The following is a 17,554-nucleotide window of genomic DNA, read 5'->3' as shown; positions in this document are numbered from 1 at the left end:
GAAAAAATTTAAAATTTATATATTGATTTTGGGTAAATATACAAACAAATTTAAAATAAAATAAATTTTTTAAATTAAAAAAAAACTATTTCATTTATAATCCATTTTCTACTTTGTTAATTGTAAATAAAAATAGAGTCTATTCTAGAAATTTAGAATCGACTCTATTTTTAGTTTAAAACAAGCATATAATCTATGCTAGCCAAGTTAAAAAGTGAAAACAGCAAAGTAAAAAGCTACTCTGGTTTATTTTTTGAACGCATCATTTCACCTTTAATATAAAGCCATACATAGCAAAGTGCAATTACGAGAATTAATACAATCTTTATCCATATACTCATAGATGCTTCAATTACTACAAATACTAAACTAGCCACTAGCAAAGTTCCTAAGATACTTAACATTTTGTATATCATCTTTTAAACCTCATATCTTCTGTATTTTAAATATTATTAGTTGAAATCAAACGATTTCAAGAATTAATATCTACTTTGTAAATTGAATTTTGGGATGATCCTTTTATTTGTATTTATTAAACATATGAAATATAAAATTCACTTCCTACTTCTACCGACAATTGCTGCTAAAAAAACGAAACAATGTATGACAATAAAGGAATATGTATTACACAGCCAATGATTCGTATATTGATTTAGTATGCCAGAACGATAAATTCTAGATTCTGGTACGTTCCAGTCTCCACCTAAATCTATAATAGATTGCTGAATAAGTTGATTCCACATAATACTAGCACCACTAATAGTTAGTACAAGCATTTAAGATGTCAAACCCTTTACCATACTTGTTTTTTGTTTAAAATAAGAAAGGCCAATTCTATATGTAATGAATAAACTTAATATTAAAAATGGTAATACAAAACCTAATACGAGCAATCCTAAATTACCATTACCAGATATTCTAGTAGGCTTTATAGTGAATATGTATTGCGTCGTTAAAAAACCTATCGCAATCAATTCACCTTCCAAAATGAATTCCCCGATTCTACAACTTCAATCGACTCTATTTTCCTTAATTTAATTTCTTTATTTTTTCCAAGTTCATGTACACGTTCAGGATCATTATAATAGGGTGCAAGTACTACTGAAATACTACTCAATTGAAAATGATCCATTAAAAATACTGCAGGACCTATTTCGTGTCCGTTATTCAATTTAATACAAACGAGGTCTCCTATTTCTAATTCACTTAAAAACGTATATTTATTATTGTATCTTTGCTCTTTCTTTTTATCATAAATACTATCTAATTTGAAGTAAACGACTACTATCACAATGGCAATGGCAATCTTCAACCAAATATTTAGTACTGAATGGGATATAGCAGATAATATAGCGCCCAAGATAATACTTCCTAAAATATATATTACTTTATGTTTCATTTTCTTTAAAACCTCTCATTACTTGTATTGAAATAATCGTAATTCGTATTTCTTCTAATTCACGATCAAAATGATTATCCAAACTGAATTACTATATCGTTCTGCAAAGCAGGATGTTCACAAGGCAATTGACAGCCATCAACCCGAGAAATTATTGCTTATTGGTACTTCTGATAAAATGACGATACAAATTGCTAAGCGACTTGAATTTGGGAAAATAGCTCACTATCAAAATACCAAATATGACTCCGAAACCTAATACTATTGCTACTTCCCTATGCACTACATAGGGGATAAAACTAACAATAATTCCACTATTATGTATAACATTAATTTCATATCATTCTCCTTAAATTACATATTCAAATTATTATACCAAAAATACGAATATGCAAATAAGCACTCAACTATTATCATTGAGTGCTTATCATTAATTCAATATGAATTTTTCTATCGCTTTCACAACACCTTCATTGCTGTTTGTATCCGTAATATGCTTAGAAATCTCTTTAACTGCAGGAATAGCATTACCCATAGCAACTGGGAATCCTGCAAATTTTAACATCGACAAATCATTCATGGCATCTCCGATAGCCATTACATTTTCATAAGTCACACTCAATGAAGAGCTTAATTCCCTTAATGCGTTGCCTTTATTGGCAGTACTAGAGTTCACCTCTACGTTTTGTTGGAACGAAGTTGTAATGTTGTATCCCAACTCTTCTAGGTGATCCCACATAGTAGCTCGCTCCTCAACATTTTTAAAATATAGATTAAATTTGTCGATTGGCAAATTCCGTTCAGTTATAAAATCATGAATATTTGGTACAGGGGTGCGTGTCTTAATCATAAAGTGTGCAAAATCACCTGCTCCATATTCAATTGGACAATCATAGCAATGTTGACTTATATACACTTTGCCATCTGCAAATGCTTCAATTCGTAAATCAATCGGCTTAAGCAATTGCATTATTTGCATCGTTTGTTCGAGTGATAATGTATCTTCGTATATTTTCTGTTGCGTAGCCAAGTTCCAGACTGCTGAACCATTCCCAGTGATAACATATTTTACAAATGGTAAATGTAAAAAGACATCTTCTAATTCATCTAGTGTTCTGCCAGTACAAATAACTACTTCTACATTACGGTCCATTGTGTTTTTTATCGTTTCAATCGTTCTTTCAGTTAACTGTAAATATGGGGTTAAAGTCGTACCATCCATATCTAAAGCTATTAATCGAATCTTCATTTTTATTCCCTCTATTCCAATATTACTAATAATAGTGACTTAACTCATCTAGGTTTTCAATATTAGAACCACTATCCTTATGTTAAAATTGTATTAAATGATTGATTAGTTAAAGGAGTTCCATAATACCATGTCTAAAATTGTTCCATATTTGTTAAATCCATTTTGCATTACCGTTGTCGTTGTTTTAACTATTCTATTCGGAAACCAAGCCCTAGGTAAATACGCCAATAAATCTTATCCTCTTGCTATAATATTCTTCATGCTTACAATTGCGTGTATGGCTTTTGTCATTTATTTAATTAAGGCATTCAGATTAAAAGCAAAGGCTGAGAATATTGAAAACGAATAAGAGTCTATATCCTTTAGTCACTTGTCTAATCTTTCTTTAGGATATTATTTTAAACCATCTACTTTTCTTGTTTGGAAATCAAGGACAGCACCACCTTGAATTAGTCCTTTCATTATAAAGGGTTAGCTGTGAATCGGAAAGAATGAAAAACTCAGAAAAACGATATAACTAGTTGATTGGAGTGCAGGCGTCGACTCCTTGGGGAACTAGCGAACATCCTGAGACCCCAAAGGAACGTTAGCGACGAGGAGGCCCAAGGTTCGTCCTCAAGAAAGCGTCCGCCGGAACGGAAATTAACGGCATCGAAGAAAAAGCCATGGTGGAAACGATTAATCGTTTCCACCATGGCTAAAATTCATTTTATGGACTTTTTCAGTGCCCTCTACTTGTTGTAGAGGGTTTAGAAAACTAGTATTTAAATTGACTCACTAATAGCTGCAATTCTTCTGCCATTTTAGACATTGTTTCAGCTGATGAAGTGATTTCTTCCATAGTAGCAAGTTGCTCTTCTGATGCTGAAGCAACGATTTGCGTTGTACTTGAAGAGTCTTTAGCAATGCTCAAAGTATCTTCTACAGATGTATAAACTTTATTAACAGCTTCATACATATTCGTTGCGATTAAGTTAACTTCTTGGATTCGTTCTGCTACTTGATCCACAGATAGAAGGATCTTCTCAAAGCCTTGTTTTGTTTCTTCTACGACCAGCATACCAGAAGCTGTTTCCTTTGTTCCAAGTTCAATTGCTTTTACAGCCTTTTCCGTCCCTTTTTGTGTTTGTAAAATCAAGTCAGAAATTTGAGATGCCGATACTTTAGATTGTTCGGCTAATTTTCTTACTTCATCCGCTACTACAGCAAAGCCCTTCCCATGCTCACCCGCTCTAGCCGCTTCAATTGCAGCATTCAAAGCTAGTAAATTCGTTTGCTCTGAGATGGCTGTAATAACTTCTACGATATTGCCAATTTCACTCGATTGCTTGCCTAACTCGTCTATAGATTGACTAGCATTTGAAGTTGCATTATTAATAACGTCCATTTGATGAATTACTTTTTGTAACGAATCATTACCATTCACCGCTACTTCGCTCGTTTCTTTCGCTACTTGAGTAACTGTTGTTGATTGTTCCACAACCTTCTGTAGATTAGTACGAACGGCTTCAATAGACCGGAAGCTAGTATGTGCCCCATCTTCTTGCATTTCAGCACCTTCAGCAATTTCATGAATCGATTGTGCAATTTGACTAGTCGCTTCTGTTGTTTGCTCAGCATTTGCTGTTAGTTCTTCAGAAGCTGCAGCAACATGTACTGATGAATCTGCTACTTGCTTCATCATTTTACGCAAACTATCGAGCATTTGATTGAAGGAATGTGCTAATTCACCTGTTTCATCTTCTGTGGTGACCTTCAACTCTTGCGTAAGATCTCCCTCACCTTCTGCAATTTCTTTTAACTGACGATTAATTTGTTTAATGGGTCTGACAAGTGCTCGTGTTAATAAAACGCTTCCAAGAATAGCAATTGTCCCTCCTCCAAGCAACGCCAATACTATTTTCTTCACTAAACTCATTGTAATTTCATTTATCTTCGTAATAGGTTCCCCTACAAACCACATACCAATTACTTCACCTGAGGCGGCTTTGATAGGTTGATAAACAGTGACATATTGAGTACCTACTATATCTACAGCCCCTATATAGGTATTACCTTGCTTGAGTACTTGATCAACAACATTTTGAGATGCTTGTGTACCAATAGAGCGCTTACCATCTACTTGTACATTTGTTGCAATACGCGTATCACCATTGAATATCGTGACCGCTCCACTAACCGTTTTTCCTATTTCATCGACTAGTGCCGTATCATCCGTAAAATTATGTTCTCCTTTATAAAGCTCTCCATCTTTAATAGTCCAATCCCCAGCAAATCTGTCATTTACTATAGTCTCACCTAAAGTAGAAGCCTCTAAAACCCGGTCTTCTAACGTCTCCATCAGTGACCTCTCAATTTCCCACTTTGCTACAATAGTGATGAGAATACATAAAAAAACAACAACAAAAACTTGTAGAACATTAAATTTCATACCAATTTTAATATGCCTTAACTTATTCAAAAAACAACCTCTCCTGTCATGTCATTCAATTTATTTTTTAAAACATAATCCGTGATAAAGGTCGTAATAATATCCATAAAAATCCTAATATTTAGATATTTATATATAATATAGTAAATAGGGATTGAATCATAGTAGATTTCCAAAAAAATTTTGACAATACAAAAAACATCTATCTCTTTAGCTATTAAGCGAAGAGTTAGATGTTTTTTTAGTAATGACTATCTTAAACTTTAAAACGTTGCGTTAATGTTTGTAATTCTACTGCTTGTTGACTTAATTCTTGCACAACGCTATTAATTTCTTGCAATGTTGCATTTTGTTCTTCAACTGCACTTGAAATGGCGGCAGATTGTGATGAAGCAATTTCTGCGTTATTTGCTATTTCTTCTACAGAGGCCGATACTTCTTCAGTTCCTGCCGATAATTGTTCAGAAGTTGCAGTAATATCTTCCAATTGAGTTGTCATTTGAGATACAGAGTCCACAATATGACCAAACGATTCACTCGCATTATCAATTACATAAACCCCTTGGCTGACATTCTTGAGACCCTCGGCAATTGAAGCTGCAACAGTAGTCGTATCATTTTGAATCGTTTGTGTTAAATTGACAATTTGTGATGCTGACCCTTTAGACCCTTCAGCTAGCTTACGCACTTCTTCAGCTACTACAGCAAATCCTTTGCCATGCTCACCAGCACGCGCTGCCTCTATAGCAGCATTCAATGCTAATAAGTTTGTTTGGTCTGTAATATCTGTAATGACATTAGTCATTTTTTGAATTTCGAGCGTTTGTGTCGTCAGTTTTTGTATTAGCTCATTTGTTTCGTTTGTAGAATTTGAAATGACATGCATTTGTTGTTTTGCAACTTCTAAAATCTTAGTACCATCACTAGCTATTTTTGTTGTATCGACTGCATGATCGAATAACAATTGTGAAGCTTCAGCAATTCGGCTTACTCCAACCGCTGTTTCTTGCATAGCAGTAGCACTATCTTTCGCTATTTCAACAGAATCGACAGCACTTTTTGAAGTTTGTTCAACACTGTTCGACACACCTTCTGCAGCTTGTGAAACTTCAGTTGTACTTGCTGATAGCTCTTCAATCGCCGCACTTAATTGACTTGTATTATCTGAAATACTACTGATTAATTCCTTTAAATAGTGTTTCATTTGATTGAAAGATACTGCTAACTGACCAACTTCATCCTTTGTTTTAAAATCAAAATCCGAATGCGTTAAATCACCAGTAGCAATTAAATTAGAACCTTTCACAATTTCTAACAAAGGATTAACAACTGTTTTCTTTATGAATACGATGAAGAAAATCGCTAAAATAATACTAAATAAAGAAATTAAACTTACTAGATACATAGCTTGTTGCGCTATATTATGAACATTTGCATTCTCTTTATCTAATTCTTTTTTCTGAAAATCCATAATTTCAATAGCAGCATCTAAAATCTTCATATTTGCTACCGTACCAACTTCTTTCACTTCTTTATAAGCAGCTTCTTTATTTCCTTTTTCATATTCTGTAATGACTAAACTTACAGCATTATTGAATTTTTCATTATTTTCATTAATATCCGACATATATGTATGCATTTGTTCAGCCATTTTTTTGTCATTCAGCTCAGATATTGCCTGATCAAGTTTTTGTTGATAGCTCTGCAATTTTCCTTTTTCTGTATCATTTCCTTCTATTATATAAGAACGTAAATATAATCCTTGCATTCCTAAATTGAATTGAATATCATTCGCTAGCTGTATCTTCTCAAAACGATCCTTCGTTACTTCGTCGATAGCATCTTCGACAGTAGATAAACGATTATAGTTAAATACCAAAATCACTAACATCATGACAATCATTGTAATAAAGCCTATACTAATTTTCTTTTGAATAGACATTTGCCTAACCCCTCGCATCTTCAAATTAAGTAAAACATATTAGCACGTTATATCTCGACACCTGTAATTGAAATATAGTGTATTGATAACATAACTATAGCATTATGTTTAGTCATATTTACTGATTCAATTGAACTAATAATTGGTATTATCATTTAACTATTTATATACATAAGGATATGATACTGAACTATAGGATTATTAAAATGTTAAAATTTACAAAATAATTATTACAAACAACTTTTTGCTGTGACAAACTCTTTTACTATCGTTTTCCTTATAAAACTTTAAAAGAGGAGTTTTCCCTTCCTATATAAAGGATCATTCATTAAACACTTATTCTATTCATCAAATTGTCCACGTTTATATTGCTCTATTAAATAATTCTTTAAAAACTCTCTGCAGCTATTGGAAAGCTCACTTTTTGTAGGATGAATAACATCCCCATATGGCAACTCACCTACAAAACGTACCATTCCAGTAAATTCGATTTTCACTTCATCGTCATATCCAGAAAATTTTACAAAGCAAGTTTGCGGACCATTATTTGCAAAGTCAACAATCATTACTTTATGATTAACCATTCTTTCACCCTCTTAACATCAAAATGATCCATTGCGATTTAAGTACGCAATGGACCTTTTTTAAGATGCCCTATTTCGTTGTTCCTTCATTATACTTTCTAACATTTTGGATTTCTTTCAGACAAAACAAAATCAAAAGAAAAGAAGCAATCATAAAAACAATTAGCTTAGAGGTAAATACATTTTAATTATATTTGCTACATTAAAAAAATTATAATGAACTTCTTTTATCCATCATATCAAATTGAAACATGGAGTTAAATCTAAAAACAACACTTTGAGTCATAAAAAATACTTTGAATCATATAATTTAAGAAGTAAGTATTTTACGAAAAAAGTATATTAATGTAGAAATAGAGCGAATTAGAGAGAATATTCAGTAATTATAGATATGGTTAATTCGAACTATTATTAATATTCTGATATTGTATTAATTATTATATTAAACACATGATAAATTTTTATTTTGACATTTTACTATTATACGAATAAATATTAGATTGATAAAATCAAAAAAATACTATACTAACACTTCATTATACTAATACGCTAAATTTAACAATATTACTATTAAAAAGTTTTTTTCCCAATAAAATATATTGTTGGATTTTATTTGTTTCTATGAAAATCTTTTTTTGTTATATTGAAATTAAGCTTTTCACAAGGGCTTATTATTTTAGATAAGGGGGATTTAAATGGCTAAAAAGAAAAAGTATTTACTGTTCACTCTTTTAGCAATCATTTCATTAGTATTAGCAGCATGTAATTTTGGGGGCGATACTGCTAAAGATAATGACAAAGAGAAAAATGGCTCTGAGGGTGCAGTACAAGAAAAGAAAAAAACATTAAATTTAATTATTGCTTCTGAACCACCTGCAATGAATCCGCAGTTGGCGACAGATACAACTTCAGGGAATATTTTATTAAGTCTATTTGAAGGTTTAACTCGTCTTGATAAAGAAGCTAAATATGAAAAAGCTTTGGCAGAAGATATTCAAATTAGTGATGATCAATTGACTTACACATTTAAATTACGTGATGCTAAATGGTCGAATGGCGATACTGTTGTAGCAGGTGATTTTGAATACGCTTGGAAATGGGCGTTAGATCCAAAAAACGCGGTTGAATACGCAACTCAACTTTTCCCTATTAAAGGTGCTGAAGCTTTCAACAGGAAGAAAGGTTCTGCTGATGATGTGGCAATTAAAGTAGTAGATGATAAAACATTAGAAGTTACATTAGCAAATCCTACACCTTACTTCCTTGAATTAACTGCATTCCAAACATATATGCCTATTAACAAAAAGGTTGCTGAGGCTAATAAAGAATGGTACGCAGATGCTGGGGAAAATTACGTTACGAATGGTCCATTCAGATTAGCTGAATGGAAACACGATGAATCTTTAAAATTAGAAAAAAATGCTGATTATTGGGATAATGCTTCTGTTAAATTGAACGAAATAAATATTGGCATGGTAGAAAAAGAACCGACAGCTGTAAGTATGTTTAAAAAAGGAGAAATTGATTATTTAGGTGCTCCGTTCCAAAATGTTGCACTGGATTCAATTGATGAATTCAAAAAAAGCAAGCAATTAAATATTCAACCATTAGCTGGTGTTTATTTGTACAAATTTAACACTAAAGGTAAATTTACTAATAACGCCAATATTCGCAAAGCTTTGACGTTAGCTATTAATCGTCAAGAATTAATTACAAACGTAACAAAAGGCGAACAAACACCAGCTTTAGGAATGGTTCCTCCTGCTATTACTGATTTTGAAGAAGACCGTGGTTATATGAAAGACAATGATATTGAAGGTGCAAAAACTGCACTTAAAGCTGGTATGAAAGAGCTTGGAATTAATAAAACATCTGACATTGAAATCGGCATCTCAATTAATACAAGCGAAGGACATAATGCGATTGCACAGTTTATCCAAGAAGGTTGGAGTAAAAATTTAGGTATCAAAGTGAAAATTGATAACTCTGAGTGGCAAGTATATTTAGATAAGTTAACAAATCTTGATTATCAAGCAGGCCGTATGGGTTGGATTGCTGACTATAGAGATCCTTACACATTCCTAGAAATGTACTCTACTGCTGATAATGGTAATAATGATACTGGTTGGGAAAATCCTAAGTACAAAGAGTTGATGAATAAATCAGTTGCTGAACAAGATCCTGCAAAGCGTCTTGAAATTTTGAAAGAAGCTGAAGGAATTGTAATGGGCGAATTACCAGTTTCCCCTATTTACTACTATACAACCCTTTTTGTTAAGAAGGATTCTGTAACAGGTATGGAACCTGACCCGATTGGTAATATCCAGCTTAAAACAGCGGATATCACTGAATAATACGCTCGCAGTACTCGATGAATAAACTGTTAGATATTCTATCGACAGCAAAGAGCTGCCTCATAGTCGTTAATACGGCTCATGAGACAGCTTTTTTTAAACTTAACTCTAAGGAAAAAAGGAGGAGTCTCATGTGTTTAAATACATTTTAAAAAGGCTTTTGTACATTTTACTTGCTCTTTTTGTCATTATTTCTGCCACATTCTTCTTAATGAGAATGGCCCCGGGAAGTCCATTTGCAAGTGAACGTAGTTTTCCACCTCAAATTGAGAAACAATTAAATGCAAAGTATGGATTAGACAACCCTTGGTATATTCAGTATAAGGATTACCTTATAGATTCAGCTACATTCGATTTTGGTGAATCTATGAAATATAAAATGCGTTCTACTAATGATATGATTTCAGAAGGCTTCCCTATCTCGTTAACTCTTGGTATAGAAGCAATGCTACTGTCTGTAGGTTTAGGCATACTTGTAGGTGTCATTTCTGCACTTTACCACAATCGCTTTCCCGATTATTTATCCACTACAGTTGCCGTTCTTGGAATATCAATCCCATCCTTTGTATTGGCTGGTTTAATACAGTATTTTTTAGCTTTTAAACTAGGTTGGTTCCCAATCAGTGGATGGAAAGGTTTTATCTATAGTATATTGCCTGCACTAGCCATTGCCATGACGCATATGGGTTTTATCGCCAAACTTACACGATCCAGTATGCTTGAGCAAAATAACAGTGATTATGTCAAAATGGCTCGAGCAAAAGGAATTGGCAAATGGACAATCGTTTTCCGACATACATTACGAAATGCCTTGTTACCTGTCGTTACATATATTGGGCCTTTAACAGCAGGTGTTGTGACGGGTAGTTTCATTGTAGAACAAATTTTCGCAATACCAGGACTTGGTAAGCACTTCGTTTCAAGTATTACAAATCGTGATTACACAGTTATTATGGGTACTACAGTGTTCTACTCTATTATCCTATTATTGGCGGTATTAATCGTAGATATTTTATACGGTATTATCGATCCGCGAATTAAGCTGAGAGGGGCAAAAAAATAATGTCACAACAACAATTAGAAAAAATTGACAAAGAGATGTTTGAGATTGTCGGTGGAAGATATGAAGAAACTGAAAAACTGGCAAAGAAATCTGTGTCTTCTTGGAAAGAGGTTTTCATCCGGTTTGTTCATAATAAATTAGCCATTTTCGGTTTAATAGCACTTGCTATTATTATATTAATGGCCATTTTTGTACCCGTATTTTCACAATATACTTATAGTGAACAACTAGGTATATACAATACTGCACCATCAGCAGCAAATTGGTTTGGTACAGATGATTTAGGACGAGATGTATTTGTTCGTGTTTGGGAAGGTGCAAGAATTTCTCTATTCATAGGCATTACTGCTGCTATTATCGATTTAATAATCGGTGTATTGTGGGGTAGTATTTCAGGTCTGGCTGGAGAGCGTGTAGATAATATTATGATGCGTATTGTGGACGTCTTAACAGCTGTCCCCTACTTACTTGTTGTAATCGTTTTATTAGTTGTTTTAGAGTCTGGCTTAGTCCCTATGATCATCGCCCTATCAATTACTGGTTGGATTAATATGGCTCGTATTGTACGTGGTGAAGTGCTTTCCATTAAAAACCAAGAATTTGTCTTAGCTTCGCGTACACTTGGAGCAAATACAAAACATTTAATTTTTAAACATTTAATTCCAAATGCATTAGGTGCTATTTTAGTAACAATGACACTAACAATTCCAACCGCTATTTTCACAGAATCATTCTTAGCTTATCTTGGACTTGGTGTTTCAGCTCCAATAGCCAGCTGGGGTACAATGGCGTCTGAAGGCAGCAATGCTATTACAAATGCGCCTTGGCGACTAATTTTCCCTGCCATAATGATTTCTTTAACTATTTTCGCATTTAACGCAGTTGGTGATGGTTTGCGTGATGCACTAGATCCAAAACTACGTAAATAAGGAGGTTGAACAGAATGAGTGAACCAATTTTACAAGTAAAAGATTTAAAAATTAATTTCAAAACGTTTGCAGGTGTCGTACAAGCTGTCCGCGGAGTAAATTTCGAATTACAAGCTGGAGAAACTCTTGCCATTGTAGGCGAATCAGGCTCAGGCAAAAGTGTTACAAGCAATGCTTTAATGAAGCTGATTCCACAACCTCCTGGTAATTATGAATCTGGTGAAATCATCTTTAATGGTCGAGATTTAATTCCATTATCTGATAAGCAGATGTCTAAAATTCGAGGAAATGAAATCGCGTTGATCTTCCAAGATCCAATGACATCTTTAAATCCAACAATGCGAGTTGGTAGACAGATTACAGAAGTGCTTTTACAACATAAGAAAATTTCACATAATGACGCGAAGAAACGTGCCATTGAATTATTAACACAAGTAGGAATTCCAATGCCTGAAAAACGCTATAAACAGTACCCACACGAATTTTCTGGTGGTATGCGACAACGTGTTGTAATTGCTATTGCCCTAGCCGCTGACCCTAAATTATTAATTGCTGATGAACCGACAACTGCTCTTGACGTTACAATTCAAGCGCAAATATTAGAGCTTATGAAGGATATCCAAAAGACTAGTAATACATCGATTATTTTCATCACCCATGATTTAGGTGTTGTCGCTAACGTCGCTGATCGCGTTGCGGTTATGTATGCGGGGCAAATCGTTGAATACGGTACAGTAAATGAAATTTTCTACAATCCAAAGCATCCATACACTTGGGGTTTACTTGGCTCAATGCCAGATATTGATAGTAATTCAGACGAATTATTACGAACTATTCCAGGGTCACCACCTGATTTAATACATCCTCCTAAAGGAGATGCATTTGCTGCCCGCAATGAATTTGCACTGGCAATTGATTATGAAAAAGAACCACCAATGTTCCAAGTAAGCGAAACACATTTCGCAAAAACATGGTTATTACATCCTGATGCTCCGAAAATTCCAATTCCTGATGCTGTAGCAAAACGAATTGAAGGTTATTTGGGAAAGGAGAATTTGCTAAATGACGAAAAAACTTTTAGAAATTAAAAACTTAACACAATACTTCGGTTCTGCGAATGAGCCTATTAAGGCTGTTGATGGCATTAGTTTTGACATTTATGAAGGAGAAACTCTTGGTCTAGTAGGAGAATCTGGTTGTGGTAAATCTACAACTGGCCGCTCTATTATTCGCCTATATGATATAACTGATGGAGAAATCATATTTAACGGTAAAGATGTTCATAGTGCTAAATCAGCAAAAGAGATGAAGCAATTTAACCGTCAAATGCAAATGATTTTCCAAGATCCATATGCTTCACTAAATCCAAGAATGACAGCTGGTGAAATTATTAGTGAAAGTTTTGATATTCACGGTCTTTACAAAAACAAAAAAGAACGCCGTGAAAAAGTTGAGTCCTTACTCGAAGCTGTTGGTTTAAATAGAGAACATGCAAGCCGCTATGCACATGAATTTTCAGGCGGGCAACGCCAAAGGATTGGTATTGCTCGTGCACTCAGTTTAAATCCAAGCTTTATTATTGCAGATGAACCAATTTCTGCACTCGATGTATCGATTCAAGCACAAGTTGTTAACTTATTAAAACAGCTACAAAAAGAGCTTAATTTAACTTACTTATTCATTGCGCATGATCTTTCAATGGTCAAGTATATAAGCGACCGTATTGCTGTAATGTACCGAGGGAAAATCGTTGAAATTGGTTTAGCTGATGATATCTATCATTCGCCTGTCCATCCATATACGAAATCCTTACTTTCAGCTATCCCGTTACCAGATCCACTGTCAGAATCAAGACGTACACGAATTCCTTATGTACATGAAGAAGTAGATGAAAGCGCTTCGTTTTATGAAGTTGCTGACAAACACTTTGTTTATGGTACAGCTGCTTCTTTAAAGAAATGGCAAAATGCATAAAAATAGAACGAAACCACCGGTCATTATATGACCGGTGGTTTTTCATTATGTTTGTAGCTATTTATTTAGTGTCCTTATAATGCCATTTTCCGCTTCATTTTAACCATTTTTGAACGTAAAACCCATCTAAACCTATTGTTGAAGATAATACCACTAGCTGATTCCACCTAGCAATTGTATAACTACCATGACAACGACTATATACCCTATTAAGAATATCATTCCACTTAAATTCATCTAACGCATTTATCTTCTTTTGTTTCGTTTTAATAAGAATGTTTACATCTAGTTTCCTTCTATTAAAAAAGAAAATTTAATTCATTACATTTTATAGCCGATTTACGACTAAAAAACCTTTAAGAAGTCATCAGAGTTTTGTACGCTATATTTACTATTGGATTCAAATCTATAAATATCTTTTTAAGTATCTTAAATTATACATTTAGAATTTCAACATTTGTTAACCTTGCTTCACGCGAAAGACGTGTTAATTGCATTTTAAGTATGTTATTATGTCTTACTTTCATAATTACTTTCTTAAAACCTGGTTCGTTATACATTTTAAAAGTCTCACCAAGGTTATCTATAAGATCTGGCGTTACAACTTTCATTGCAGTACAATCTATATCTAAGACAAATAATTTAGAATCAATTGTTTTTGTTAGCCTTTTATAGTCTCTAGTAAATTTTCCAGCCTGTTCTAATGTCATTTTATCATTTACTACAACAGTGATTACTTTCATTACTTTGTCCTCATTAATTTCATAACCTACCATATATACTCCCCCTATAAATACTTATTTTACATTTTTTCCAGGATAATATCGTTAAATCCCCTATAATTTCAATTAAATTGTTTATTATTTGTAGAATTGTAATTCTATAAAGAAATTATATTCTTTATAAACAAAAACACGTACGGCATCGATACATTTCAATGCGTACGTGTTTTTTTATTTATTATATAGACTCGATAACAACATCTTTTGCAACAATAGAAAATTCAGCTAAAGGGCTATCAAATAGAACATTTAATCTAAAACCAGTATCAACTATTGACACCTCTTCATACAACCACCATGACCCTTTTTTGACCGGTGCTGTACATTTAAACTCACTGACATCTACGAAAGTAATCGTTAACTTGTCTGTATCATGATACGTATTTTCTAAATTCAACTTGATTGTAAATGTTTGGTCAGAATTTCTCTCAATCGCTTGAATTGTTGCATCATGGAACGAGCTAACAAATAGTTCTTTTGCCGTTTTTGAAAGTTTACTTTTAGCTGCTATAAAATCTGCAGCACATTTTTCGAATTTATCATTAGTCAAAGTTTCAAACTTCTCCAACCAGTTTTTTGCCATATTGCGCAACTTTTCACTTGGTGCACCATCAATGATAGAGCCATCTAGGATATATGGATGGAATTCTTTAGGTAAAAATCTTAACAATTTGTCTTGATCACGTTGTAATTCCATTTTGCGTTCCTGTTCTAAATCGATATCGTATTCTCTATAATAAGCTTTTTCCTCTTCCCAGTCTTCTATTGTAACAAGGAAAAATAAATAATTGGATAATTGATTTTCTTCAAACCATTTCTTTGTAAAATATTTCATAAATCCAGTCCCTTCCATTGGAACAACTTTTTTAAGCTTCTGAAAAACAAAGATAAAGAGAAAGATTTGTGTAAAAAAAAGACATGGGTAAACACTGGGTTTGCATATAGACTAACGAGGTGTCTATAATTCAAATTTATATTTACATATACTATTATACATCCTTTATTTTCCTTGTAAATATACAAAATATAAAATTATGGTAATAATGTAAAACTTATTTTTAATACGTTCACAAAATAGGTATATTATAATGAGTATTTTATAATACACAAATTCAAATATAAGTAAATTATGATATTATTAAAGTAACCATATAGGAAGCGTCAATCGACTAGTTCTATATTGGTTCAATTTTCTAGGGGGTTTTTATATGAGCTTATTTAATATTAAACATACGGAAGGCATTCACAGCATTACAGATGTCAAAAAACATAAGAATAATATTGAATTACATACTGTTACGGGCGAAGAATTATATATCGTTGCCTTTTCTGATGAAACATATACAGTGTACGATGATCGTTTTGCAGGTGCCTCTAAGCAAATGAATTCAATCGAAGCTTATGAAATTGATGGAAGCTTCCGCAACCTAGACTTCGATGCGATGCGAAGTCTATTTTCGAACTCATTCAATCGCTTAATGGATGAGCTTTCACTTTATGTAGGTTCTAATAAACTAGTCAATCTGGATGATGTAAAAGAGGAAATTACAAAGGAAATTAAAGGGATTCATTTTAAAATCATTACAGATACAAAAAAATATCAATACTAACTGTGTAAAGCTGCTCCCCATTGGTGCAGCTTTTTTCTTTTATTTTCAAATCGAACTTGATTTTAGGGTTTTGTATTGGTTGCTTCACCCTTTTCCAATTAAAACAATTAAAATATCGGTATCAGTAGTACTTTTTGATCTTTATTTAACATGATGGATTCTTAAAAAAAGACCCAAAATGTGGTCTTTTCAGACTGTAGACAATCTCGAAAAAAATGAGTTTTCTACAGTCTTTTTATTTTTATACAAGATAGATTAGGTTTTCAGAAGCTTTCCGCGAGCGAGCGCCGAGTCGCTTTTCCCTAAGAGTAATATTTCGCCATTCTAATCCTCCATAAGAGCTGCACCTAAACAATCATAATATATATTTATATCAAAATTAATCCATCTCTTTTCTGAATCCAGACTACTTAAATTGGTTAATAACAATCCTGGCGAACTCGAAAAATTCTAAATAAAAGCGAAGTATATGACACTTCAGATTCGAGTTTTCTTAATTATGCCTCTTCAAGAAGAAACACATAAAGCACAGCATATTTCTTTAAAGGAAACTAAATTAAGATATTGATTAAATTGATTGATATTCGCCTGATGGGCACAAACAGAAAGACTATAGTCCCCATCAATCATATATTGTTTGCAAATATAATCAGTAATTGGTTTACCTATAAGTACATCCGTTAATTGAATACAGTCATGGTTATATTTTTTTACATTAAAAGAATTTAAGGGAATAGACAGCCCTTTACCAATCGCTTTGATATAACTTTCTTTTAAGGTCCATATATCATAAAAAGCATGAATTCCATCCTCTTTGGCGTTCAACAAATCCCTATATTCTTCTTCTGTAAAAAACCCCATTGCAAGCTGCAAATCAAATGGCCCTACTTTTTCTATATCCACACCGACTTCTTCATCATGAACAGCACAAACCACGTACTCACCGGAATGGGAAATATTGTAGTGAAAAGAAGGATATCCACATAAAAAAGGTTTGCCATATGCATTGATTCCCACTTCTAATTCCCCAACACTAGAACCGTATCGTGCTTTAAGAATAATACGTACCATCAGATTTCCTATCAATGAGCGGTACGCATCATCCACCTTCACGAATTTCCTCACTCGATTTTGCATCTCCGCTGAAAATAAGAAAGCAAACTGTTTAGAGTAGCTTTCTCTCTCTTTGCAGGCAATTTACAAATATATACTTCAATCAATTCTCCTACCTCTC

General features: G+C 33.3%; 17 protein-coding genes. 7 read left to right on the top strand and 10 right to left on the bottom strand.

Annotation, left to right across the window (positions count from 1 at the left end; genetic code table 11):
• Positions 1-236: 236 nt before the first annotated feature.
• The 4 genes from ACQKMD_RS10585 to ACQKMD_RS10570 all read right to left on the bottom strand — a co-directional run bounded on the left by ACQKMD_RS10585 (position 237) and on the right by ACQKMD_RS10570 (position 2,648).
• On the bottom strand, positions 237-416 hold the full coding sequence (locus ACQKMD_RS10585; RefSeq protein ID WP_427751827.1) for a hypothetical protein: 180 nt from the start codon (positions 414-416) through the stop codon (positions 237-239).
• 138 nt (positions 417-554) lie between these two features.
• Positions 555-743 carry a hypothetical protein gene (locus ACQKMD_RS10580; RefSeq protein WP_427751824.1) on the bottom strand — a complete coding sequence of 63 codons (189 nt, stop codon included), beginning with the start codon at positions 741-743 and terminating at the stop codon, positions 555-557.
• 227 nt (positions 744-970) lie between these two features.
• A complete protein-coding gene (locus tag ACQKMD_RS10575; protein ID WP_427751821.1) occupies positions 971-1,399 on the bottom strand; it encodes a hypothetical protein in 429 nt (142 codons plus the stop codon).
• 430 nt (positions 1,400-1,829) lie between these two features.
• Complete coding sequence (locus tag ACQKMD_RS10570; protein ID WP_427751818.1) at positions 1,830-2,648, bottom strand: HAD family hydrolase; 819 nt, start codon at positions 2,646-2,648, stop codon at positions 1,830-1,832.
• Between the two features lie 130 nt (positions 2,649-2,778).
• On the opposite strand from ACQKMD_RS10570, the gene ACQKMD_RS10565 reads away from it, so the two are divergent.
• Positions 2,779-3,000 (top strand): hypothetical protein, encoded by a 222-nt coding sequence (locus tag ACQKMD_RS10565; protein WP_427751816.1) that lies wholly within the window; start codon positions 2,779-2,781, stop codon positions 2,998-3,000.
• Positions 3,001-3,408: 408 nt separating this feature from the next.
• On the opposite strand, the gene ACQKMD_RS10560 is transcribed toward ACQKMD_RS10565, so the two are convergent.
• From ACQKMD_RS10560 to ACQKMD_RS10550, 3 genes are all read right to left on the bottom strand, one after another.
• On the bottom strand, positions 3,409-5,112 hold the full coding sequence (locus ACQKMD_RS10560) for a methyl-accepting chemotaxis protein (protein WP_427751813.1): 1,704 nt from the start codon (positions 5,110-5,112) through the stop codon (positions 3,409-3,411).
• Between the two features lie 226 nt (positions 5,113-5,338).
• Positions 5,339-7,024, bottom strand: a complete 1,686-nt coding sequence (locus ACQKMD_RS10555) for a methyl-accepting chemotaxis protein (RefSeq protein WP_427751811.1) — start codon at positions 7,022-7,024, stop codon at positions 5,339-5,341.
• 341 nt (positions 7,025-7,365) lie between these two features.
• Positions 7,366-7,608, bottom strand: coding sequence for a hypothetical protein (locus ACQKMD_RS10550; protein WP_427751808.1), 243 nt, complete (start codon positions 7,606-7,608; stop codon positions 7,366-7,368).
• A gap of 695 nt (positions 7,609-8,303) precedes the next feature.
• Here ACQKMD_RS10550 and ACQKMD_RS10545 point away from each other — a divergent pair.
• From ACQKMD_RS10545 to ACQKMD_RS10525, 5 genes are all read left to right on the top strand, one after another.
• A complete protein-coding gene (locus ACQKMD_RS10545) occupies positions 8,304-9,962 on the top strand; it encodes a peptide ABC transporter substrate-binding protein (RefSeq protein WP_427751806.1) in 1,659 nt (552 codons plus the stop codon).
• Between the two features lie 133 nt (positions 9,963-10,095).
• A complete protein-coding gene (locus tag ACQKMD_RS10540; RefSeq protein ID WP_427751804.1) occupies positions 10,096-11,025 on the top strand; it encodes an ABC transporter permease in 930 nt (309 codons plus the stop codon).
• Positions 11,025-11,954 (top strand): ABC transporter permease, encoded by a 930-nt coding sequence (locus tag ACQKMD_RS10535; RefSeq protein ID WP_427751801.1) that lies wholly within the window; start codon positions 11,025-11,027, stop codon positions 11,952-11,954. Before ACQKMD_RS10540 ends, ACQKMD_RS10535 begins: the two co-directional genes overlap by 1 nt.
• A 14-nt stretch (positions 11,955-11,968) precedes the next feature.
• Positions 11,969-13,042: an ABC transporter ATP-binding protein gene (locus ACQKMD_RS10530; protein ID WP_427751800.1), complete on the top strand. Its 1,074-nt coding sequence runs from the start codon at positions 11,969-11,971 to the stop codon at positions 13,040-13,042.
• Entirely contained in the window at positions 13,017-13,928 is a 912-nt protein-coding gene (locus ACQKMD_RS10525) for an ABC transporter ATP-binding protein (RefSeq protein ID WP_427751798.1), read from the top strand. Before ACQKMD_RS10530 ends, ACQKMD_RS10525 begins: the two co-directional genes overlap by 26 nt.
• Positions 13,929-14,362: 434 nt before the next feature.
• On the opposite strand, the gene ACQKMD_RS10520 is transcribed toward ACQKMD_RS10525, so the two are convergent.
• Both ACQKMD_RS10520 and ACQKMD_RS10515 read right to left on the bottom strand, forming a co-directional pair.
• Entirely contained in the window at positions 14,363-14,704 is a 342-nt protein-coding gene (locus tag ACQKMD_RS10520) for a hypothetical protein (protein ID WP_427751796.1), read from the bottom strand.
• A 184-nt stretch (positions 14,705-14,888) separates the two neighbouring features.
• Positions 14,889-15,545: a DUF4085 family protein gene (locus ACQKMD_RS10515; RefSeq protein ID WP_427751795.1), complete on the bottom strand. Its 657-nt coding sequence runs from the start codon at positions 15,543-15,545 to the stop codon at positions 14,889-14,891.
• Between the two features lie 373 nt (positions 15,546-15,918).
• Here ACQKMD_RS10515 and ACQKMD_RS10510 point away from each other — a divergent pair, with 373 nt between their 5' ends.
• Entirely contained in the window at positions 15,919-16,320 is a 402-nt protein-coding gene (locus tag ACQKMD_RS10510; protein WP_427751793.1) for a hypothetical protein, read from the top strand.
• A gap of 507 nt (positions 16,321-16,827) precedes the next feature.
• Here ACQKMD_RS10510 and ACQKMD_RS10505 read toward each other — a convergent pair.
• A complete protein-coding gene (locus ACQKMD_RS10505) occupies positions 16,828-17,517 on the bottom strand; it encodes a 4'-phosphopantetheinyl transferase family protein (RefSeq protein WP_427751842.1) in 690 nt (229 codons plus the stop codon).
• Positions 17,518-17,554: the final 37 nt, after the last annotated feature.

This window comes from Viridibacillus sp. NPDC096237 (assembly GCF_050278625.1).
Lineage (GTDB): Bacteria > Bacillota > Bacilli > Bacillales_A > Planococcaceae > Viridibacillus.
The sequence above is the reverse complement of the archived record's forward strand: the minus strand, read 5'-3'. Positions and strand labels throughout refer to the sequence as shown.

Coding starts and splice junctions, on each gene's coding strand:
- ACQKMD_RS10585 (WP_427751827.1), bottom strand. CDS start 416: ATGATATACAAAATGTTAAGTATCTTAGGAACTTTGCTAGTGGCTAGT.
- ACQKMD_RS10580 (WP_427751824.1), bottom strand. CDS start 743: ATGTGGAATCAACTTATTCAGCAATCTATTATAGATTTAGGTGGAGAC.
- ACQKMD_RS10575 (WP_427751821.1), bottom strand. CDS start 1,399: ATGAAACATAAAGTAATATATATTTTAGGAAGTATTATCTTGGGCGCT.
- ACQKMD_RS10570 (WP_427751818.1), bottom strand. CDS start 2,648: ATGAAGATTCGATTAATAGCTTTAGATATGGATGGTACGACTTTAACC.
- ACQKMD_RS10565 (WP_427751816.1), top strand. CDS start 2,779: ATGTCTAAAATTGTTCCATATTTGTTAAATCCATTTTGCATTACCGTT.
- ACQKMD_RS10555 (WP_427751811.1), bottom strand. CDS start 7,024: ATGTCTATTCAAAAGAAAATTAGTATAGGCTTTATTACAATGATTGTC.
- ACQKMD_RS10550 (WP_427751808.1), bottom strand. CDS start 7,608: ATGGTTAATCATAAAGTAATGATTGTTGACTTTGCAAATAATGGTCCG.
- ACQKMD_RS10545 (WP_427751806.1), top strand. CDS start 8,304: ATGGCTAAAAAGAAAAAGTATTTACTGTTCACTCTTTTAGCAATCATT.
- ACQKMD_RS10535 (WP_427751801.1), top strand. CDS start 11,025: ATGTCACAACAACAATTAGAAAAAATTGACAAAGAGATGTTTGAGATT.
- ACQKMD_RS10530 (WP_427751800.1), top strand. CDS start 11,969: ATGAGTGAACCAATTTTACAAGTAAAAGATTTAAAAATTAATTTCAAA.
- ACQKMD_RS10525 (WP_427751798.1), top strand. CDS start 13,017: ATGACGAAAAAACTTTTAGAAATTAAAAACTTAACACAATACTTCGGT.
- ACQKMD_RS10520 (WP_427751796.1), bottom strand. CDS start 14,704: ATGGTAGGTTATGAAATTAATGAGGACAAAGTAATGAAAGTAATCACT.
- ACQKMD_RS10515 (WP_427751795.1), bottom strand. CDS start 15,545: ATGAAATATTTTACAAAGAAATGGTTTGAAGAAAATCAATTATCCAAT.
- ACQKMD_RS10510 (WP_427751793.1), top strand. CDS start 15,919: ATGAGCTTATTTAATATTAAACATACGGAAGGCATTCACAGCATTACA.